Below are 20559 nucleotides of genomic sequence, written 5' to 3'. Positions count from 1 at the left end.
TATGGAAGTTTTAAAATTATTAAATTTTAAACAACCCATACTTCTTCTAAAAACACTCTCCAACGGAAACTTGGGAATCATTGACGCTCAAAACACCCTTCGAATACTCGATGGATCGACCTACGACATCCTAGACGGGTTTAAAACCAATATGCAATATGAACGCTATCTTGGCGGCTATGTCGATATGACGCTGGATGGCGAATACACTGTTTCAGCTCTTCTGGGGACACATAACGCCGGAATTTTCAGTTTATCAAAAAGAGAACTCCTCTATAAAGTCGGTCATCATCAAGGCGACGTTGAGAGTGTCGGTATTGATCCGAACGGACGCTATTTCGTTACATGCGGACAAGACGGTAAAGCATTCGCATGGGTTCTTAAAACCTCGCGCTTGGCATTTACCTTGCCGCCTCACGCAGATTATGTCAGTACGGTTGCCTTTAGTAATAACGGACAATGGATCGCTACGGGAAGCTACGACAAAACTATTATATTATTTAATATTTCAACGATGAATGAGCCTATTAAGCTGCATGGGCATACCGGTGTCATTGTAAAGATGCTCTTTTTGCCGGAAGCTAAACTTCTATCCGCCGATCGAGGCGGCGGTTTGATCGTATGGGACATCGGGAAAGGAAAAGTACTCAAACGGCTTTCAAAAATGAACGATGATATTACCTCTATGTGTATCAGCACGACAAATCGGTTTGTTTTTGTCGGAACAAAACTCGGTTATGTCGGCCTCTACGATATGCAGACAATGGAATTGGTGACTCAGCACTATATTAAAGTGCATGAGACGATAACCTCTTTGGCATTAGTGAATAATCCTAACCGTTTGGCTATCAGTACCCTGAACGGGAATCTTCATTTTTACTCCCTTTTAGGGGATGAGAAAAAATACAAAGAGATGCTGCGTGATGGAGAGTATAAAACATTTTATGATGCTCTTGAAGAGAATCCGATGCTCTATTATTCTAAACTCTATGAAGTGGCAGAAAAAATATGGCTGGACATAGTCGAAAAAGGGCGCTCTTATCTGGAAAAAAATGAGCGTCAAAAAGCAAAAGAATTGTTTGCCCCTTTTGCTGTTATTACGAAAAAACAGTCATTTATCACTCAGATGCTCAGCTCATATGAGAAATATGAACAATATAGAGTATCTGCCCAAGAGGGGCACCTCGCATTAGCATACTCTTTAGCCAAACAATATCCCTCCTTTCAAGACTCAGACATCTATCGAAAGATGGAAGCGAAATGGAAAAAGAATTTTTTCAAAGCCCAAGAGCTGATTTTAACCCCTAACGGAGAAGAGCAAGCTCGTGAATTATTGGGACAATATCGGGGGATATCGGAAAAGACCGTACTTATTCAGCAACTTTTTGAACAGCGTAAAATGTATGTATATTTCAAAAAAATGATTGCACAACACGATTATGTTAAATTTTTCGGACTTATAAAAATGTATCCGTTTTTGAAAGAGTTTGAAGAATACACCGATGTGATGGAGTATGCTGACAAACTCTATATTCAAACCCAAAAAGCATACGCAGACGGAGATTTTGCGACGGCGAGAAAAGGGTGTGAAATTTTGGTCTCTTTTCCCGATTATGCCCAAGAAGCTCATGAAGTAGGCGATACCATACGGATTAAACACCTCTTTTATGAAGCGATTTCATCCAATAACCTCTCAAATGCATTCTCCTACCTTAGTCTGTATCCTCTACTGTATGAGACACGTGAAGGACAGGAATTGGAACGCAAATGGAACAGTGCTGTGGATAAAGCACAGAAGTATGCGGCGGCGGGTAATGCGGCTGAAACCAGAGCCGTTTTTGAACCTTATTTCGGAATCCGTGATAAATTCAGAGCAATGGCAGGCGTTGTGTCACAAGCGTATTGTGTACAGCTCGAAGAAAAAATACGTCGTGATGCCCCCCTAGATATCATCGAACGGGGTATTCGCCAATATGTGACTCTTTTGGGGATTGATGAAGCTATTATGAGCATAGTAGATTTGCTAAAGCGCGTGACCCAATCTAAGATTGACCTTCAAGTGCTCAAAAAAGGTTCCCTAGAGACGTGGAGCCCTACGAGTCGTATTGATGATATCACGGCACGGGTATAAGATGAAACTCACGGTAGTACTGATAAAATAGTATATGGAAATAATTAAATCACTAAATTTTAAACTGCCGATACTTTTTGTTAAGACCCTTACCGATCGAAAATTGGGTGTAGTAGATTCACAAAATACCCTTCGTATTATTGATAGAGATACGTTTGCGGTGGTGGACGGGTTTAAAACAAACATTAAACATGAACGAAATTTGAGCAGCTATGTCGATTTGACGCCGGATGGCAAATATTTAGTTTCTGCTGTTGCAGATACGAATCAAGCCGCCATTTTTAGTTTATCAAAGAGAAAATTGATTTATAAAGCAGGTCGGCACGAAGGGGAAGTTGAGAGTGTCGCTATGGATCCAAACGGCCGCTATTTCATCACGTGCGGTCAAGATGGGAAGTCCTTTGCGTGGGTTCTTAAAACCTCCCGTTTAGCTTTTTCACTCCCCCCTCATGCTGATTTCATCAGCACGGTTTCCTTTGATGATGAGGGGCAGTGGATTGCAACCGGAAGTTACGACAAATCGATTAATCTACTCAACACCGCTACTATGAAAGAGCCGATAAAGCTGCGCGGACATTCGGATATGATCAAAGAGATTTTATTTTTGCCGGAAGCGAAACTTCTCTCGGTTGAGCGTTCAGGCGGTCTGATTGTATGGGATATGAGCAATGCTAAAGTACTAAAACGTCTTCCAAAAATGACGGATGAAGTTACGGCAATGTGTATCAGTCCGAGTAAGCAGTTTCTTTTCGTCGGAACCAAACTAGGGTACGTAGGGTTATACAATCTACATACTATGGAGCAAATTACCCCACGTTATATCAAAGAAAGTGAAGAGATAACATCCCTTGCGCTGTTCGATGATCCCATGTGTTTAGTTATCGGAACCGTAGCGGGAAATGTCCGTGTTTATTCACTTTTGAGCGATGAAATGAACTGCATGGAGATGATTCTCGACCGCCGATTTAAAGCGTTTTATACAGCGATTGAAGCTAATCCGATATTGGTTTACTCTAAAACTTATGAGGCGGCAGAGAAAATATGGTCACAGACCGTCGCCCAAGGGCGAGAGCTTCTTGAAAAAAATGAACGCGCATCGGCGAAAGAACTTTTTGCCCCTTTTACGGGTGTACCTAAAAAAAATACGGTTATCAATCAAATGCTCAGTTCGTATGAAAAATACGAGCAGTTTCAAGGGTATATAAAAGTGGGGAGACTCCCTTTAGCCTATTCATTAGCCAAACAATATCCCGCTTTTCAAGAATCGGAACTTTACTTTAAAATGGAGTTAGCGTGGAAAAAGCTTTTTGCTAAGGCGCAAGAGTTGATTTTATTGCCTAATGGAGAAGAACAGGCCAAAGCACTATTGGCACCGTACCGTGGAATATCGGATAAAACGGTGATGATTCAACAACTGTTCGAACAACGTCAAATGTATGAATATTTGAAAAAAACGATCGCACAGCATGATTATGTGAAGTTCTTCGGACTGGTTAATAAATACCCGTTTTTAAAAGAGTTTTCCGAGTACGCTTCAACTATGGAATATGGCGATATACTTTATATTCAATCCCAAAAAGCGTACGCAAAAAGTGATTATGCAACGGCACGAAAAGCGTGTAAGATTTTAATATCCTTTCCCGATTATGCGCATGAGGCTCAGGAGATGATCGAAACAATACGGATAAAACATCTTTTTTATCAGGCCATAGCTTCGAATGATCTCTCTAACGCTTTTTCCTATCTCAGCACCTATCCGCTTCTGTATGAAACACCTGAAGCACAGGTATTAGAGCGTCAATGGAACAGTATTGTTGATAAAGCACAACGGTTTGCATCAACAGGGAGTGCGCAAGAGATATTCGATGTTTTTGAACCCTATAGGGAGATACGTGATAAATACAGAGCAATAGCCGCTGTAATCGGACAAGCCTATTGTGTACAACTGGAGCAAAAAATACAATTTAAAGCGCCTCAAGAGAGTATCGAATACGGAGTCCGACAGTATGTTGAACTATTTGGAATAGATGAGGGGATGCGAAGTGTATGCGATTATTTTACACTATTGTATGAATCTACCATAGATCTTGAAACCCTCAAACAAGGCTCGCTAGAGTTATGGACACCATCCATGCGATTCTATGATATTACGCAGGGCGGGTAAATGGTCGCGATAGATTTAGGCTCCAATACGATTCGTTTTATCGAGTTTGACGGGTTGGTATGGGGAAAAAGTTTCGAGAAAATCGTACGAACGGCTGAAGGGCTTCATGAAACCCATTTAATTGGTAACAAAGCGCTGGATCGGATAATCGAAGCAATCGATGACGCCAAAAACATATTCGATTTTACCCAGCCGATTCGAGCTTATACGACCGCCGCAATGCGCCTTGCTTACAATTCGGACGAAGCAATCGGGCTGATTGCACGATCAACGGGGATAGTATTTGAGATCATAGATGCGGAAAAAGAGGGACTGTTGACCCTTGAAGCCGTCCGTAATCGTCTAAATGTATTGGGCAGTGTACCCTCATCGTTTGTATTAGCGGATATCGGGGGAGGTTCTACGGAGCTGAGCCGATACACTAATGCGGAGATAGAAACGGTGAGTCTCGATTTCGGAATCGTTACTCTCAGCGAAGCCGCAGAAAACACACTGGATGAGAAGATACAATCCTTTAAACACGCAGTCCGAGGGAGTATCAAGAATCAAACCGAACCGCTTGTACAGACAGCCGGAACGCCGACTACCATTGCGGCGTATGTGAACGGTATGGATTACACAACGTATAATCCGCAAAAAATTAACGGGTATCGGTTACGCTTAAGCGATTGCTATCGTGTGTATGATGAGTTATTGAGGATGGATGAAGCGGCTCGCACACGCTATGTCGGGATTGGGAGAGAGAATCTAATTATCGCGGGTGTTTTGATGGTCACTGCGATTTATGAGGCGATGGAGTGTGAGGAAGCGATCATCATCGATGACGGATTGCGAGAAGGTATCGCATTGGAATATTACAAATTGCACTAAAATTTTGTCCCTGAGTGGAAGTTAGCTATAATAGAAAACAAACAAAAGGGGCGGAATGTTGAAATTAACTAATATTAAACGCGTCGGAATGCTTCTGCGCCCCTCAACTCCTGAACTTAAAGAGATGTTTTTTGAAGCGAAGCGGATATTTGAATCACGCGGCATTGAAGTAATTATCGACAATATCAGCGGCGGAATGATCGATGTCATGGGTCAGCCATTCGATATGATGTGTCAAAATTGCGATTTTCTCGTAACGATCGGAGGGGATGGAACCCTCATCTCTGCCGTTCGCCGATCGTATCGTTATCAACTCCCCGTTTTAGGGATTCATGCCGGAAAATTAGGGTTTTTAGCCGATCTAGATTTCGCGGAACTCGAATCGTTTGTAGACAAAATGATCGAGGGAGAGTACCGTATCGATCAGCGCGCGGTATTGCAAGCGACGATAGTGACCCCAAACGGTGAGAGTCAGATTTTTGCGTTTAACGATATCGTATTGACCCGCCCCTCGATTGCAAAGATGATCCGTCTTGAGACCTATGTCGACGGACGAAGTTTTAACACCTATTACGGTGACGGTGTCGTCGTATCGACTCCGACGGGATCGACTGCCTATAATCTATCTGCAGGAGGACCTGTGCTGTTTCCTCTAACACAGGTATTTGCCCTTACCCCGATTTGTCCCCATTCGTTAACGCAGCGTCCTGTCGTTTTGCCGGGTCATTTTGAGATTGAGATGAAGACTCCCGATGCGAGTGCTTTGGTCATTGTGGACGGTCAGGATTTAGTCGAGATCAGTGATTGTGATACGGTTCATATAAAACTCGCAAGCGGTGCCGCACATTTGATCCACCGAAAAGAGTTTAACTATTTTGAAGTACTTAAAGAGAAATTAGGGTGGGGGAATTAATCGGTGATAGAGAGATTCTATTTAAAAGAGTTTTTGACCTTTAAAGAGGCAGATTTGGAGTTCCATCCGGGATTGGTGGTATTTACCGGCCCCAGCGGGAGCGGTAAATCGATTTTAATGCGTTCGATTTTAGCCTCGGTGGGTCTTGAAAATGTCGATGCGCAGGTGTGTGAATCGTCCGTTTCGTGGAGTATCGATGAGGATCGGTACGGACTACAAAATGAGTCTCTTAACATTTTTAGGCATGTTAAAAAAGAGAAAACCCGCTATTTTATCAACAACCAAAGCACCTCTAAATCATCGATGGAATCGATTAGCTCGGGGTATCTCCGTCATTTGAGCCTCAAAGATTACAGTGACTTTGAACCTTCCAGTCTTTTAAAAATGATTGATGAGCGTATCGGCGCTCATGTGCCTGAATATACCGCTGTTTTAGAAAATCATACTAAGAAATTCAGTAAATTCAAGCTTCTTTCCGATGAACTTCGAAGTATCGAAGATAAGGAGAAACACCTCTCAGAACTCAAAGAGTTTGCCCTTTATGAGATAACGAAGATTGATGCGATAAAACCCCGTATCGGTGAAGATGAGGAACTGAATATCATCAAAAAACAGCTCTCAAAAAAAGAGAAAATCCAGAACGCAATCACTGCGGCAGAAGCAATTTTTACCCACGAATCTGCTGTAAGTTCGGCACTCGGTCTTTTAGAAGCGGAGAGCGCTTTTTTTGATGATGCGATGAACGAGTTGCGTAGTATGTTTGAGAATGCATCGGAGCGGCTAGAAGAATTGGAAGAGATATCGGTTGAGTCGGTATTGGATCGTATCGAGCAGCTAGCCGAGCTCAAACGCCGCTACGGAAGTGTCGAAGAGGCATTGGCGTATCGTGATCAAAAAGAGCGTGAGCTTGAATCGTATGAGATAATCGAACATTCAAAAAGCGATTTGGTAAAACAGATCGCATCCTTGCAAGCTGAGTTAGATCATTCTGCACAAGAACTCTCAGTGCAGCGTCATTCTATCTTGAAAAGTACCCTTAAATCCCTTAACGACTATTTGGGGATGCTTTATCTTCGTGATGCGACACTGGAACTGGAAGCGTGTACTTTGAATGCAACAGGATGTGATAAAGCGGTACTGGGGCTGAACGGGACGAAACTCGATAAACTCAGCTCAGGGGAGTTTAATCGGCTTCGTCTTGCTTTGTTGGCTTTGGGGGTTGAGAGTATGCAAAGCAGCGGCGGAGTATTGATGCTCGATGAGATCGATGCGAATTTGAGCGGTGAAGAGTCGATGAGCGTGGCAAAAGTGCTTCGTCATCTCTCGTCTCGGTATCAGATTTTCGTTATCTCCCATCAGCCGCAGCTTACCTCCATGGGGGAACAACATTTCTTGATTTATAAAGACGATGAGAGCCGTGTACGTGAATTGAACGATACGGAGAGGGTCGAAGAGATTGCCCGAATTATCAGCGGTGACGCAATCAGTGATGAAGCACGCGGTTTCGCCAGAGACCTTTTTGAACGCTCAAGGGGTGTGGGATGATTATCGATACCCACATCCATTTGGATGATGAACGTTACCGTGACGATTTTGATGAAATGCTTCAACGTGCGCACGAGGCCGGGGTTGAGGCTTTTATTATTCCGGGGGCGCACCCCTCGACCTTGAAACGTGCGGTTGAGCTGTCCGAGCAGTATGATAATATCTATTTTGCGGTGGGAGTTCATCCCTATGATATGGAAACGATCGATACGGTTGATTTTGACTATTACGCAGCCCATCCCAAATGCGTAGCAATCGGCGAATGCGGACTTGATTATTTTCGGCTGGAGGGGAGTGATGAAGAAAAAGCACAAGAGAAACGACGTCAAGACGAAGTATTTCGAACCCATATCCGCTTTGCCAAAAAAGTAAAAAAACCTCTTATCGTCCATATCCGTGATGCAAGCCACGATGCGAAAATGATCCTTTTGGAAGAGGATTCCGGGGAAGTGGGGGGAGTACTCCACTGCTATAATGCCGATGATGAGCTTCTCAGCCTCGCAAATGAGAATTTTTATTTTGGAATCGGCGGTGTCGTAACGTTTCAAAATGCAAAGAAATTGGTGAATATTCTTCCCCGTATCCCCCGTGATAAGCTCCTGATTGAAACCGACGGTCCTTATCTCACCCCTCATCCCCATCGCGGTAGCCGAAATGAGAGTGCTTATACCCGTTTTATCGTTGAAAAAATGGGTGAGTTGTTGGGAGAGAAGGCAGAGTCCCTCGAATCATTAACGACCCAAAACGCAAAAAGTCTATTTGGTTTAGGATAGTACTATGGAGGGGATATGAAGTCTTTTTTCGCATTGCTGCTTATCCCCTTAGGGCTTTTAGCCTCCGGTTTTGATTCACATGATCAAAAAAAGATAGAAGTACTCAGACATTTTGATATCCCCGCCTCCTATTTAAAAGATCCCTATTTACATGATATGTATGCACAAAAAAAACGTGAATGTGTTTTGCAGGGATTTGCAGACTCTACTGAAAATGCCGATGTTTTTATTCCGATGCTGACTTCTCTGATTGCACAATCGGATTTGCCGAGTGAATTTTTATTTGTTACGTTGGTAGAGTCTCAGCTACACGGGAGTGCGACATCACGGCGCGGCGCGGCAGGATTGTGGCAATTTATGGAGAGTACGGGAAAACTGCATGGATTGCGTGTCAATCAGTTTGTGGATGAGCGAAGAGATCACATTAAATCAACCCGTGCGGCTATCACCTATTTAAGCGGTTTGAAAAAACAGTTTGGAAAATGGTATTTGGCTCTTATTGCTTATAATTGCGGTGATGGGAGACTCAGTCGTGCGATTGCAAAGGCAGGGACAAGCGATATCCACGTTTTGACCGATCCGAAACGGGGTCTTCTTCCCCCTGAGAGCCGCAAATATATTCGTAAAGTTATCGCTTTGTCCTTGTTGGCGACAGATGAGATTTTTTTGTCTAAAATTCAATTCGATACCTCTCTTGAGACGCCACAGGAAAACCCTATCGCTACTGTCTATTTACCGGAGGGGGAAAATATCGATCGTATTGCAGCGGTGCTCGAAATGCCCAAAAGCAATCTGGTCAAACTGAACACACATCTTAAAAAAGGGGTTACCCCTCCTAATGAACAATCGTATCCCGTCTATATCCCTAAAGAAAAGGTAGATGATTTTCGTCAAAAATTTCGCCCCAAAGGGGTACGCGGCTATTTTGTTATGCATCGTGTAAAATCAGGGGAGTCGCTCGAGCAGCTTTCCAAACGCTACAATGTCCCTAAAAACTCCATAATGATGGAAAACATGATCGGTGATAATGATGAACGAAATATCAATCGGCAGGTTAAAATTCCTATAAACAAACCGTTTTTGAAAAAACCGCGACTCCACAGTGCAAAATCGGGTGAAACCCTCGCTTCAGTCGCAACATTGTATAATGTAACTCTTGAACAACTCAGATTAAAAAATCCATTTATATCCAATGCGTTGCATGAAGGGGAGGAAGTAAAAATTGGTGATTAAAACCCTTTTGGCATTGCTAATTATTTTATTCGGAGGATGTACCACCAATAGCGGTTCTTACTCCTATCAGCCAAAACCCTCCCAAAAGTATCCCTCTGAGCAGTTGGCGATGGCTCCCTCAAATGTCTACAAAAAAAACGGTGAGCTTCACGCGACTATGCGTCCCTATACGGTCTTTGGAAAAGAGTATTATCCGACCGTTGTACGGGTAGGGGACAGTTTCAGCGGTCGAGCAAGCTGGTATGGTCCCGATTTTCACGGTAAATCGACTTCTAACGGGGAAGCGTACGATATGTATGCGATGACGGCTGCCCATAAAACATTACCGATGAATACCGTCGTTCGGGTGACGAATAGCGAAAACGGTGCGCAGACGGTGGTTCGGATTAATGACCGAGGTCCGTTTGTGGAGAGCCGTATCATCGATCTCTCTTATGCGGCTGCAGAGAAAATCGGGGTCAATAAAAAAGGGACAGCGCCCGTAACGTTAGAGGTTCTGGGTTTTGAACCGACATCTGCGCGCACCATTGATATGGGTCGTTTGGCAAAAGGGCCGCAACAATCAGTTTTAAATGCTTTTTTTGTTCAAATCGGCTCATATGAGCGGTTTGAAGGGGCTATGAGCACAAAGCAAAAGTATGCTTCTTATAACGGTTATTCTGCAATCATTAAAGATACAGAGTATAATAACAAACGTTTATTTCGTGTATGGCTCGGCGGATTTAAAAGTGAAGCCGAAGCGCGCGATTTCATTTCACGGGGCTATTTTGAAGGCTCCTTTATCATAAGGGAATAAGATGATCCAAAAAAAACGCCAAACTAAAGAGACCGATATTGACTTGTCCCTCACCATTGCGGGTGAAGGAAAAAGTACGATTTCTACCAAAGTAGGTTTTTTGGATCATATGTTGGAGAGTTTTTCCAAACATGCCCAGATCGATTTGAGTGTTACCTGTGAAGGTGATATCCATATCGATGATCACCACAGTGTCGAAGATATCGGGATTGTATTGGGGCAGGCACTGCGCGAAGCGATTTATCCGATAGAAAAAGTGGAGCGTTTCGGAAGTGCGGTTGTGGTTATGGATGAAGCGGCGGTGAGCTGCGATTTGGATTTGAGCAATCGACCTTTTTTAGTCTATGATGTTCCTGTTTCGGGGAAAATAGGCTCATTCGAAGCAGAACTTGCCGAAGAATTTTTCCGTGCCGTTATCTTTAATGCGGGAATTACTGCTCATATCGTTATGGTACGCGGTAAAAACAAACACCATATTATCGAAGCGGCGTTCAAATCACTCGCCGTTGCCCTTCGCCGAGCATTAGCCCCTAATGAGCGTGCCGGAGTTCCAAGTACCAAAGGAGTTTTATGATTAAACTCCTGATCTTGGATGTTGATGGGTGTATGAGTGATGGAAAAATCATCTATACTGCCGATGGACTAGAGCTTAAAAATTTCAATGTAAAAGACGGTTTTGCGATCAAAGCATGGGTAAAGATGGGACATAGTGCCGCTATCATTACCGGACGTGATTCCTCTATCGTTACCCATAGAGCCAAAGAACTCGATATCGCGCATCTCTATCAAGGGGTGAGGGACAAACGTGCCGTTGCGATTGCACTGTGCGCTGAGCTTGGGATTGAAGCGCACGAGGTAGCTGTTATCGGTGATGATCTTAACGATTATAATCTCTTGCAGTGGGCTGGGCAGGCGTATACACCGCAAGACGGTTCAGAGTATCTTAAAACGTTTGCGGAAGTGTTGGATCGCAAAGGCGGCGATGCGTGTGTTCGAGAGATGATAGAGAAAGTGATCCGTCGTAACGGTGAAGAAGAAAAATTTTTAGCGCTATGGATTTAAATGTCGATTAACCTTTTTTTTGTTTTGATTGTGGGCTTTCTAATGGGGATGTACGTCTATTTCACCCCAGATAATTCATTGACTCAAGATATGGGTGAAATCCCGAAAATAGAACTCTCTAACTTTACGTTGTATGAAATTTCCCATAAAGGGATCGATCATATATTATCGGGGGATGAGGGGAAAAAATTTGATGAATATTATGTGATAACATCAGCGAAATTTAGCGATAATACGAAAAATTTATTTCAATCCATCCGATCCGATGATGCCGAGTATCGAAATGATATTATTCAACTGGATGGGAATGTCCATTATGTTCGGGAAGACGGATTGGAATTTCGCTCACATGAGGGGAGCTATAACACCCAAAAGTCTTTAGTCCAGACACAAGGTTCTTTTGTCATTACTCAAAACGCAAATCGTGTTGAGGGGACGAGATTACTTTATAATACCGAGCTTGACACCGTATCCGCGAATCAGGTACGCGGCAGTTACCAATTAAAATAGGAAAATAATGATGATACGAAACTTACTCTTTTTAGCCCCTTTATTGTTTACCCTGACATGGGGTGAAGAGTTAAAAGTGATTTCAGACAATTTTAAAGGGGACCAGCTAAAAGGAATGTCGGTTTTTACCGGTAATGTAAAAGTGACCAAAGGGCTAGATGAGCTTAATGCCACAAAAGTGACTATTTATACCGATCAAGATAAAAAGCCGGTTAAATATTTTGCGGAGGGCGATGTCTCATTTTACATTGTTACCGAGCTAAAAGAGAGATACAAAGGGAAATCGCAAACGGCTATTTATTTCCCTGAGACAAGCGAATACCATTTTTACAAAAAGGTCGATTTGATCCGATTAGATGATTTTCGACGTGTAAAAGGGGACAAAGTCATTGTCAATACGATATCTGGACAAGCCGCTGCTGAGAGTGCGAACAATGAACCTGTCATTATGACCTTTACCGTGCAAGATAAAAAACCAAAAACAAAAAGTCCGGCAAAATGATCGAAATTATTGATTCATCGTTTGTTACATCGGCTCCCAATATCCGTCTGACCCCGGAAAATGAGTACCAAAATGAAGTTGCCTTTATGGCTCGTTCCAATACGGGGAAAAGCTCACTCCTTAACACCCTTACAAAACGAAAATCACTGGCCAAAGTCTCCGCAACTCCTGGGAAAACTCGACTTATTAACTATTTTGATGTTGTATTTGCAGATCGTGAAACCAATGAGCGTCTGAGTGCAAAATTTGTCGACTTACCGGGATTCGGATATGCTAAAGTTGCCAAATCACTTAAAACCGATTGGGAGAGCAATCTCACAGGGTTCATATCGGAACGGAAACAAATCCGTATATTTGTCCATCTTATCGATTGTCGTCATCCTGATTTGGAAATCGATCGATCGGTAGATACCTATTTACATGAAATATGTACTCCCGATCAAACAATCATGACCATTTTTACAAAAATCGACAAACTGAATCAAAAAGAGCTCTCTGAACTCAAAAAACGGTTTCCAGGTGCAATTATGGTTTCCAACTCCAAACGTCGCGGGGTAGATGCGATTGTTGAGCATTTATATCGACTGCTTAAAAGTGACAATGAATGAGTATTACGTATAAAAAACCGACTTTAAGTGATATACCCGCTATGCAACTGTTGGTTGAACCTGAGATCGAGAGCGGTGTTATTTTAGCGCGCAGCAACGATGAAATCGCAACCAACATTCGCTCTTATTTTTTAGCGATGGATGGGGATAAATTGGTCGGTTTTGTAGCGTTGCATATCCACTCTCCCGCATTGGCAGAACTTCGATCAATGATTATCGATACGGCGTATCGCGGGCGTAATATCGGTACAAGTTTAGTTGAAAACGCATGTGAAGAAGGGCGGCGTTTAGGATTAAAAGAGGTTTTGGCGTTGACATATCAACAACGCTTTTTTGAACGTTTGGGATTTGTTGAAATTCCAAAAGAGTCTATCCCTGAACATAAAATTTGGGCAGATTGTATTAAATGTAAACATTTTCCGGTATGCAACGAAGTTTCTCTTATCAAAACGTTATAAGTCGACTTTTTTTAGTCGCTCTTTTCGTTGTCTATATAAGCCTAAGCAGCATGTATCTTTTGCTGCCCCCTTTATTAGCGATTCTTTTTTTTCTGTACTATGATGCATTGACGAAAAATGATCTATTTTCTTTGGTAATTATTTCATTGATGCTACTGGTGTTTGAGGCCGAAAAAGGATTTTGGTTTGGAAGCAGTATTGTTTTCTTTACATTGCTCTCTCTGTATCTTCTTCCTAAAATTGAGCAAATGATTCAGTGTAAAATTTGTATGGCAGCAATTTTTGTGTTCCTTGCATACCCAGGATATTGGATGTTTATGTGGTTTGTTAATCAAGTGCTTCTCTTGAGTGTACCCGTCATTGATTGGCACGTCGGATTATATATGATTATTGAATTTTTAGTGGTTGCGGCATTAGTATGAAAATCAAAATATTACTCACTTTTTTTATTATTGTTTGGATCGGTTTAGTTGTCAGAGTATTTCACCTATCGGTTCAATTTAATGACTATTATGAAAATCTTTCAGAAAACAATAGTATCAAATCTGAACTCTCTGCTCCGGTACGGGGAGAGATATTGGATCGTAACAATGAACCGATAGCGATTAATGAACTAGGATTTAAAATTGCCTTCGCTCCCCATTTAACGAAGGGGAGCGATGCCACCTTGTTGGATAAGGAGATAGCCTATCTTCTCTCCGTGATCCCTACACTCGATGGTAAAAAGATAGCAAAGACCTACAAACAACAAGACTCCTACTATAATCATGCCTTTATCGATGTCGTTGATTTTGTTCCTCATGAGACGGTTATCCCCATATATGCACTAATGAACTTGCGGGAAACGATTAAGATATCACCTTCTCCGAAACGGCTATATCCCTATGGTCTCGTAGGCTCTCATCTTATAGGTTATGTGGCAAAAGCTAATCAAAAAGAGATTGATGCTGATCCCTCACTAAAACTTTTAGGGCATGTCGGCAAAAACGGTATCGAAAAATATTACAACAGTTATTTGCAAGGGGTCGCAGGTGAGCGACGGATTAAGGTTAATGCCCATAATGTCGAAATTGAAGAGATAGGTCGGAGTGCTACTAAGGAGAATCGAAACTTAATATTGAATATAGATATGAACCTTCAAAATTTTATTACACAAGCATTTGAAAAGCGTGTCGGTGCCATCGTAGTTATGGATATTCACGGTGCAGTGTATGCGGCTGGAAGCTATCCCGAATATGATCTCAATGCTTTTGTATCAGGGATTAGTTCGAGTGAATGGAATGCACTTATGTTAAGTGTGGATGCTCCGTTTACCAATAAACTGATTAATGGTCTCTATCCTCCCGGGTCAACGATTAAAACAGGTATGGGATTGATTTATACAACCTCAGGCCTTTTAAATGAACATAGCGAAGTACAGTGTAGTGGATCTTTGAAACTTGGAAATCGTGCATTTCGCTGTTGGAAAAATCATGGGCATGGAGCAACGGACTTATCAAAAGCAATTACGCAAAGTTGTGATGACTATTTTTACAAAGGTTCGTTGCAAGTGGGAATTGAGCGGATGAGTAACGGTATGCTCCGAATGGGATTAGGCAAAAAAAGCGGTGTTGATTTACCGAATGAATTTATCGGGACGGTTCCGAGCAGGGCGTGGAAACGGGAAAAATTTAAGAAACCTTGGTATCAGGGAGAAACACTCAATACATCGATCGGGCAGGGGGATTTTCTAGTGACACCGATGCAGATTGCACAGCAGACGGCGCTGATGGCTACCGGAGTCCTCCCCATTCCGCATATTGCAAAAAGGATCGGTAATAATCCTTATATGCCTAAGCCTTTGGATGTTTTAACACCGCAAGAGAAACTAAAACTCCCTATTGTTCAAAAAGCGATGCGAGGCGTCTGTAATGATCCCGGCGGTACGGCAAAAGCTTATGTTTACACACGATTTCCTATTGCCGGAAAGACCGGAACCGCACAGACGACAGGGATTGCACAAAATGTCAAACAACGTCAGAATGAACACTCAATGGATTATTTTAGCCGTTCCCATGCGTGGTTTACAACCTATGGACCTGCCGATAATCCGCAGTTTATTGTCACGGTTATGGTGGAACACGGAGGACACGGAGGAGAAGCTACCGGAGGAATGATTTCATCGATTTATAACAAACTCGACGATCTTGGGTATATTAAAAAAGCTCCCCCACTGGAGCAATAGTTACTCTTCGAGTGTTCGAACAATCAGGCTTTTAGGAAGATTAAACCGCTCAATCAGTTCTACCTCTTTTTGACGCATCTCCCCGTTATCGACTTCGTGGTCAAACCCAAGTAAATGGAGCATCCCGTGGATAAAGAGGAGGGCTATTTCATTATCTTCGCTGTGCCCTAACTCCTGTGCGACGCTCTGAACTTTGTTAACACTAATAACGATACTCCCCAACGGAGCACCGGGAAAGGGATCGCTCGGAAAACTGAGGACGTCGGTCGCTTTGTCGATATTTCGAAACTCGCGATTGATCTGTGCCATCTCATCGTTATCGGTGAGGATTAACTCAATCTCTTGGGTGCTTAGGGTATCGGCGATTTGCTCTAACAGGGCAAAACTATAGTTTTTATCGGTTCGGTTATCAAGTTCTATCATGGCGGTATTGTAGCATAAGGATTACGTCGGTACAATCACACACAAAGGTAATAATGATGAAAAAAGCACTTTGTATTATGAGCGGAGGGATGGATTCGACCCTTGTCGCCTACCTTATGCGCTCACGCGGCTATGAAATCGTAGCATTGCATTTTAACTACGGACAACGCACCGTGGCAAAAGAACTCTCCTGCTTTCGTGCTATTTGTGAGGATTTAGGGGTAAGCGAAAAATACGAAATCGATCTTGATTTTTTCAAAACTATCGGAGCATCGGCATTGACCGATCACAGCATTGATGTCCCTGTCGGTGGGATTGAAGCGGGCGTTCCGATCACCTACGTTCCGTTTCGCAACGGAATATTTCTCTCCATAGCGACCGCTATCGCCGAAAAAGAGGGGTGCTCCGCTATCGCTATCGGTGTTGTCGAAGAGGACAGTAGCGGTTATCCTGATTGTCGTGAAGCATTTATCGAAACATTTCAACATGCCGCAAATTTGGGAACCAAAGAGACTACAAATATTACGATAGAGATGCCACTGGTGCATCTGCAAAAATCTCAAATTGTTGAAGAGTCACTTCGACTGGGTGCACCGCTTCATCTTACGTGGAGCTGTTATCAAAGCGAAGAGATGGCGTGCGGTGTATGTGATAGTTGTCGCTTACGTCTACGTGGTTTTGAGCGAGCCGGAGCTATTGACCCTATAGTGTATGTTTGATTCTTACACTTCACCCATAACGATCCATTACCGCCCCCGCAATCGTAATACCTATATTACGATAACCCATAATGCAGAGGTGTGTGTACGAACACCGATCAAAGATGAGCGGCGTGTTCGTACACTTTTGCGAGAGAGGGAAGGGTGGATACAATCTAAACTTACGGCAATAGCTTCTCGATCAATACTGGAGCATACCCTCGGTGAATCGATTCGATTTAGGGGTGAATGTGTTGCAGTAACACAACTTCCCCATTTGATAAAAACACTCGAAAAAGCTAAAAATAGTATTGATATTGAAAAATATTACCATCATTTTTACAAAAATGAGGCACTTTTAACACTTCCATCACGCGTATCGCATTATGCGCGAAAGATGAATTTGCACCCCAAAGAGATACGTTTTAAAAAAATGCGGCGACGGTGGGGAAGTTGCAGTAGTCAGGGGATCGTAACCCTCAACACGATGATGATGCAGCTCTCGTATGAGCATATTGACTATATTATTGTTCATGAACTGGCCCATTTGCGACATATGAATCACTCGAGTGAATTTCATGCACTGGTGCGGACTATTTTGGAAAATGAGAGGTTGTTGCGTCGTGAGTTAAAAGAGATACGGATCGGTTAAAAATCGAGTTCCAGTTGTTTCATAGCCGAACGGGAAGGATTTAATATCCCTTTATCCACACCCGCGACGAGTGCAAAATGAAAGGATTTGGATTGCAAGATACTCAGTACCTCTTCACTGTAGCGATAGAAAAAGATATTCTCAATCCCTATGGTTATGGCTGAGCGCATCGATTCCGGGACTAAATAGATAATTTTTGCCCACGATGCCTGAGCATCGAGAAAATCAATCTGTTCATCGATCAGCTCGAGTAGGGGTTCGAAAATAACAACACGGTCACTGCTCCCGAACTCTTTGCTCTCTAATCGCGAATTCGTAAATACAGGGATAAAGTGTCCCATTTTACTAAATCCCCGTATTTGAAACGGTATCCGTAAAAAAGTATAGAAAAAAAGGATATGTTCGAGATAAGGGATAAAAAACGGTGAGAGCATCTGCCGCTCATAAAAGGTATCGTTATGTATAAATGACGTTTCAAACAACGTTTGCTCGATAATCGTAATCGTATTTTCCTGCGCTCGGATAAGCTGAGAGTGCTCGATAAAAATATCGGGATCGGTCAGGGCAGGTGAGAAGAGGACAATGGACTTTTTCTCAAGCGGCCAAAGCTTCTCCCAAATATCCCGCATAGACCCCTCAATATTACAAAAATTGGTAGGTGTCGAAATCATGGTTGAGAGATGCAAAGTGATCGGATCACATGCATAGGTTTGGAGTTCTTTTTCGAGAAGGTAAAAACGGAGGAGTTTTTTGAGGGCGTTATCGATATTATCGACTTTAATCCAAGCGATTTCACTGTCACTAATCTGGGTCGGTTTATCAAACATGACACCGTATGCACCGTTTAGGAGAGCTTCGGGGATGTCCTCAGGGGAATAGGCGATAAAAAATGATCCGCGCTTGACTTTTGAAGGTTCAAATACGACACTTTCAAAAATAGTGACAGAGGGATCTCCAAGGAGTGTCCCTTTGCTGAGTGCGAGGATATTTTCGACTCTCATCCCACCGAACTTCCGCTGATGCGCTGTTTTTCAGGTCGAACTAAACAAAGTCCTTCCGAATCCTTAGCCGCTAATATCATCCCCTCAGAGAGCAATCCCATAAGTTTGGCGGGTTTGAGGTTTGCAACAACACACACTTGGGTTCCGATCAGCGATTGGGCACTGTAATACTCACGGATACCTGCTACGATTTGACGTGGAGATTCTTCACCCAAATCAACTTGGAGTTTGAGAAGTTTTGAACTTTTCGGTACCTCTTCGGCATCCAAAACGGTTCCGATTTTGATCGAAGTTTGGAAAAACTGATCGATGGTAATGAGTCCCTCTTCGGAGACGGTTGTCTCTTTTTTATCTACCATTGCAGGTTTCGGTTCTGCTTGAGGAGCTTCGTTTGTCATCGCTTTTGGAGCTTCTTGCATCAACGGCTCATCCACACGCGGGAAAAGGGGCGGGATTTTTTTGATAGTAAACGTATCCAAAAGGCCTTTATTGATGATCAATTTAGTATAGCTTTGCGTTGTAATCTCAAATCCGAGAGCGTCGGCTATCGTAGCGGTAGTGGTTGGCATGATGGAGTGGAGCATCACGGAAGCTTTTGCCAAGAGATTGGCAACCAAAGCAACCGTAGCGAGTGCCTCATCGCTGCGACCTTCTTTGATCTTCACCCACGGAGCGTGTTCTTCGATCGCTTTGTTTCCGATGGTGAATACTTTCCAAAGCTCTTCAAGGTAACGATGGAGCTGAAGCTCACCTAGATAGGTCTCAAGAGAGTTTAGGATGGTATGGGCATCATTCAACTCTTTGGCATGGTATTTCTCTACATCACAGCTATTGATGACAAAGTCGGAGTATTTTTCACTCATCCCGATGATACGGTTAAGCAAGTTCCCCAAGTCGTTGGAGAGATCGGAATTCATGCGGTCGATCAATGCGCGTTGAGAGAAATCACCGTCTTGTCCGAACGGCACTTCTCGCATCATAAAATAGCGGAAATTTTCAACGCCGTAGTGCTTGGAAACCTCACGCGGATCGACAACATTCCCTTTGGATTTTGACATCTTTTCACCGTCGCGTGTCCACCAGCCGTGCGCGCCGATGTGTTTAGGGAGGGGAAGACCGAGGCTCATTAAAAATGCCGGCCAGTAGATCGCGTGGAAACGGAGAATATCTTTACCGACCAGTTGGGTCGTAGCAGGCCAGAACTCCATTTTTGCTTCATCAGAGCCGTATCCGAGTGCCGTGACGTAGTTCATAAGCGCATCAAGCCAAACGTACATAACGTGTTTCGGCTCATTCAACGATTCGGGCAAATGAACACCCCAGCTAAAGCTGGTTCGGGTGACGGAGAGATCATTCAGACCACCCTTAACAAAGCTGATCACTTCGTTACGACGTGATTTTGGGAGGATAAATTCGGGATGAGCTTCATAATACTCTAACAAAGGTTTTTCGTATTTGGAGAGACGGAAGAAATAGCTCTCCTCTTTTACGATAGTGGTTGCTCTGCCGCAGTCAGGACAGCCGCCGCCGTCCATGAGTTGAGATTCGGGAAAGAAGCTTTCACAGCTGACGCAATAGTTCCCCTCATAAAAATCTTTATAAATATCACCGTTCTCATGCATCTTTAAAAATGCGGCTTGAACCCCTTTTTTATGGGTTTCATCCGTGGTGCGGATAAATTGATCGTAACTAATATCAAACTCATCCCACAAAGTACGAAACGTAGCACTGATCTCATCGGCAAACTGCTGCGTCGGTTTGGAGAGGCTTTTTGCCGCCTCTTCAATCTTTTGTCCGTGTTCATCCGTTCCGGTAAGAAAATAGGTCTCATTGCCCAGAAGGCGTGAATGACGTGCCAACGTATCGGCGATGAACGTTGTGTACGCATGACCGATATGGGCTTCGCCGTTAACGTAATAAATAGGGGTAGTAATATAGTTTTTCATTGGTATCCTTAGACAAATTGACCGTGCGTACAGTATCGATGGAATAATTA

The 20559-nt window shown here is 43.1% G+C and carries 21 protein-coding genes; 18 read left to right on the top strand and 3 right to left on the bottom strand.

Annotation, left to right across the window (positions count from 1 at the left end; translation table 11 throughout):
• Position 1: 1 nt before the first annotated feature.
• Genes Q8O20_RS06500 through mrdA form a run of 16 tightly spaced genes read left to right on the top strand, consistent with a single transcriptional unit; the run spans position 2 to position 15789 of the window.
• Positions 2-2131: a WD40 repeat domain-containing protein gene (locus tag Q8O20_RS06500; RefSeq protein ID WP_305530502.1), complete on the top strand. Its 2130-nt coding sequence runs from the start codon at positions 2-4 to the stop codon at positions 2129-2131.
• A gap of 34 nt (positions 2132-2165) precedes the next feature.
• Positions 2166-4295: a WD40 repeat domain-containing protein gene (locus Q8O20_RS06495; protein WP_305530501.1), complete on the top strand. Its 2130-nt coding sequence runs from the start codon at positions 2166-2168 to the stop codon at positions 4293-4295.
• Positions 4296-5165 carry a phosphatase gene (locus tag Q8O20_RS06490; protein ID WP_305530500.1) on the top strand — a complete coding sequence of 290 codons (870 nt, stop codon included), beginning with the start codon at positions 4296-4298 and terminating at the stop codon, positions 5163-5165. It abuts the gene before it with no gap.
• A 55-nt stretch (positions 5166-5220) separates the two neighbouring features.
• The gene (locus Q8O20_RS06485) at positions 5221-6078 is read left to right on the top strand and encodes an NAD(+)/NADH kinase (RefSeq protein WP_370688084.1); all 858 of its coding nucleotides are present in this window, start codon (positions 5221-5223) and stop codon (positions 6076-6078) included.
• A 3-nt stretch (positions 6079-6081) separates the two neighbouring features.
• A complete protein-coding gene (locus tag Q8O20_RS06480) occupies positions 6082-7623 on the top strand; it encodes an AAA family ATPase (protein ID WP_305530499.1) in 1542 nt (513 codons plus the stop codon).
• Positions 7620-8396, top strand: coding sequence for a TatD family hydrolase (locus Q8O20_RS06475; RefSeq protein ID WP_305530498.1), 777 nt, complete (start codon positions 7620-7622; stop codon positions 8394-8396). Before Q8O20_RS06480 ends, Q8O20_RS06475 begins: the two co-directional genes overlap by 4 nt.
• A gap of 15 nt (positions 8397-8411) precedes the next feature.
• Complete coding sequence (locus Q8O20_RS06470) at positions 8412-9629, top strand: lytic transglycosylase domain-containing protein (protein ID WP_305530497.1); 1218 nt, start codon at positions 8412-8414, stop codon at positions 9627-9629.
• Complete coding sequence (locus Q8O20_RS06465; RefSeq protein ID WP_305530496.1) at positions 9622-10425, top strand: septal ring lytic transglycosylase RlpA family protein; 804 nt, start codon at positions 9622-9624, stop codon at positions 10423-10425. Before Q8O20_RS06470 ends, Q8O20_RS06465 begins: the two co-directional genes overlap by 8 nt.
• 1 nt (position 10426) lies before the next feature.
• Complete coding sequence (gene hisB, locus Q8O20_RS06460) at positions 10427-10999, top strand: imidazoleglycerol-phosphate dehydratase HisB (RefSeq protein WP_304742262.1); 573 nt, start codon at positions 10427-10429, stop codon at positions 10997-10999.
• Positions 10996-11487 carry an HAD family hydrolase gene (locus tag Q8O20_RS06455; RefSeq protein WP_305530495.1) on the top strand — a complete coding sequence of 164 codons (492 nt, stop codon included), beginning with the start codon at positions 10996-10998 and terminating at the stop codon, positions 11485-11487. The genes hisB and Q8O20_RS06455 overlap by 4 nt, the downstream gene beginning before the upstream one ends.
• The gene (gene lptC, locus Q8O20_RS06450) at positions 11488-11997 is read left to right on the top strand and encodes an LPS export ABC transporter periplasmic protein LptC (RefSeq protein WP_305530494.1); all 510 of its coding nucleotides are present in this window, start codon (positions 11488-11490) and stop codon (positions 11995-11997) included.
• Positions 11998-12004: 7 nt separating this feature from the next.
• Positions 12005-12499, top strand: a complete 495-nt coding sequence (lptA, locus tag Q8O20_RS06445; RefSeq protein ID WP_305530493.1) for a lipopolysaccharide transport periplasmic protein LptA — start codon at positions 12005-12007, stop codon at positions 12497-12499.
• Positions 12496-13107 (top strand): ribosome biogenesis GTP-binding protein YihA/YsxC, encoded by a 612-nt coding sequence (gene yihA, locus Q8O20_RS06440; RefSeq protein WP_305530492.1) that lies wholly within the window; start codon positions 12496-12498, stop codon positions 13105-13107. Before lptA ends, yihA begins: the two co-directional genes overlap by 4 nt.
• Positions 13104-13565, top strand: coding sequence for an N-acetyltransferase (locus Q8O20_RS06435; protein ID WP_305530491.1), 462 nt, complete (start codon positions 13104-13106; stop codon positions 13563-13565). Before yihA ends, Q8O20_RS06435 begins: the two co-directional genes overlap by 4 nt.
• Positions 13566-13615: 50 nt before the next feature.
• The gene (locus Q8O20_RS06430) at positions 13616-13987 is read left to right on the top strand and encodes a hypothetical protein (RefSeq protein WP_305530490.1); all 372 of its coding nucleotides are present in this window, start codon (positions 13616-13618) and stop codon (positions 13985-13987) included.
• Positions 13984-15789: a penicillin-binding protein 2 gene (gene mrdA / locus Q8O20_RS06425; RefSeq protein ID WP_304742245.1), complete on the top strand. Its 1806-nt coding sequence runs from the start codon at positions 13984-13986 to the stop codon at positions 15787-15789. Before Q8O20_RS06430 ends, mrdA begins: the two co-directional genes overlap by 4 nt.
• Here mrdA and ybeY read toward each other — a convergent pair whose 3' ends face one another.
• Complete coding sequence (gene ybeY, locus Q8O20_RS06420; protein ID WP_305530489.1) at positions 15790-16212, bottom strand: rRNA maturation RNase YbeY; 423 nt, start codon at positions 16210-16212, stop codon at positions 15790-15792. It lies immediately after the preceding gene.
• A gap of 53 nt (positions 16213-16265) precedes the next feature.
• Between ybeY and queC the strand changes: the two genes are divergently transcribed.
• Complete coding sequence (gene queC / locus Q8O20_RS06415) at positions 16266-16931, top strand: 7-cyano-7-deazaguanine synthase QueC (protein ID WP_305530488.1); 666 nt, start codon at positions 16266-16268, stop codon at positions 16929-16931.
• Positions 16924-17562: a M48 family metallopeptidase gene (locus Q8O20_RS06410; RefSeq protein ID WP_305530487.1), complete on the top strand. Its 639-nt coding sequence runs from the start codon at positions 16924-16926 to the stop codon at positions 17560-17562. The genes queC and Q8O20_RS06410 overlap by 8 nt, the downstream gene beginning before the upstream one ends.
• Here the strand turns inward: Q8O20_RS06410 and Q8O20_RS06405 are convergent.
• A complete protein-coding gene (locus tag Q8O20_RS06405) occupies positions 17559-18563 on the bottom strand; it encodes a hypothetical protein (protein WP_305530486.1) in 1005 nt (334 codons plus the stop codon). The two genes, Q8O20_RS06410 and Q8O20_RS06405, sit on opposite strands and share 4 nt — an antisense overlap.
• A complete protein-coding gene (metG, locus tag Q8O20_RS06400) occupies positions 18560-20509 on the bottom strand; it encodes a methionine--tRNA ligase (protein ID WP_305530485.1) in 1950 nt (649 codons plus the stop codon). Before metG ends, Q8O20_RS06405 begins: the two co-directional genes overlap by 4 nt.
• Between the last annotated feature and the right edge of the window lie 50 nt (positions 20510-20559).

It is taken from the genome of Sulfuricurvum sp. (assembly GCF_030691015.1).
In the GTDB taxonomy this organism is placed as follows: Bacteria; Campylobacterota; Campylobacteria; order Campylobacterales; family Sulfurimonadaceae; genus Sulfuricurvum.
The sequence above is the reverse complement of the archived record's forward strand: the minus strand, read 5'-3'. Positions and strand labels throughout refer to the sequence as shown.

Bases quoted from the DNA above. Each gene is read 5' to 3' on its own strand.
- Q8O20_RS06500 (WP_305530502.1), top strand. From the start codon at position 2: ATGGAAGTTTTAAAATTATTAAATTTTAAACAACCCATACTTCTTCTA.
- Q8O20_RS06495 (WP_305530501.1), top strand. From the start codon at position 2,166: ATGGAAATAATTAAATCACTAAATTTTAAACTGCCGATACTTTTTGTT.
- Q8O20_RS06490 (WP_305530500.1), top strand. From the start codon at position 4,296: ATGGTCGCGATAGATTTAGGCTCCAATACGATTCGTTTTATCGAGTTT.
- Q8O20_RS06485 (WP_370688084.1), top strand. From the start codon at position 5,221: ATGTTGAAATTAACTAATATTAAACGCGTCGGAATGCTTCTGCGCCCC.
- Q8O20_RS06475 (WP_305530498.1), top strand. From the start codon at position 7,620: ATGATTATCGATACCCACATCCATTTGGATGATGAACGTTACCGTGAC.
- Q8O20_RS06470 (WP_305530497.1), top strand. From the start codon at position 8,412: ATGAAGTCTTTTTTCGCATTGCTGCTTATCCCCTTAGGGCTTTTAGCC.
- hisB (WP_304742262.1), top strand. From the start codon at position 10,427: ATGATCCAAAAAAAACGCCAAACTAAAGAGACCGATATTGACTTGTCC.
- Q8O20_RS06455 (WP_305530495.1), top strand. From the start codon at position 10,996: ATGATTAAACTCCTGATCTTGGATGTTGATGGGTGTATGAGTGATGGA.
- lptC (WP_305530494.1), top strand. From the start codon at position 11,488: ATGTCGATTAACCTTTTTTTTGTTTTGATTGTGGGCTTTCTAATGGGG.
- lptA (WP_305530493.1), top strand. From the start codon at position 12,005: ATGATGATACGAAACTTACTCTTTTTAGCCCCTTTATTGTTTACCCTG.
- yihA (WP_305530492.1), top strand. From the start codon at position 12,496: ATGATCGAAATTATTGATTCATCGTTTGTTACATCGGCTCCCAATATC.
- Q8O20_RS06435 (WP_305530491.1), top strand. From the start codon at position 13,104: ATGAGTATTACGTATAAAAAACCGACTTTAAGTGATATACCCGCTATG.
- Q8O20_RS06430 (WP_305530490.1), top strand. From the start codon at position 13,616: ATGTATCTTTTGCTGCCCCCTTTATTAGCGATTCTTTTTTTTCTGTAC.
- mrdA (WP_304742245.1), top strand. From the start codon at position 13,984: ATGAAAATCAAAATATTACTCACTTTTTTTATTATTGTTTGGATCGGT.
- ybeY (WP_305530489.1), bottom strand. From the start codon at position 16,212: ATGATAGAACTTGATAACCGAACCGATAAAAACTATAGTTTTGCCCTG.
- queC (WP_305530488.1), top strand. From the start codon at position 16,266: ATGATGAAAAAAGCACTTTGTATTATGAGCGGAGGGATGGATTCGACC.
- Q8O20_RS06410 (WP_305530487.1), top strand. From the start codon at position 16,924: ATGTTTGATTCTTACACTTCACCCATAACGATCCATTACCGCCCCCGC.
- Q8O20_RS06405 (WP_305530486.1), bottom strand. From the start codon at position 18,563: ATGAGAGTCGAAAATATCCTCGCACTCAGCAAAGGGACACTCCTTGGA.
- metG (WP_305530485.1), bottom strand. From the start codon at position 20,509: ATGAAAAACTATATTACTACCCCTATTTATTACGTTAACGGCGAAGCC.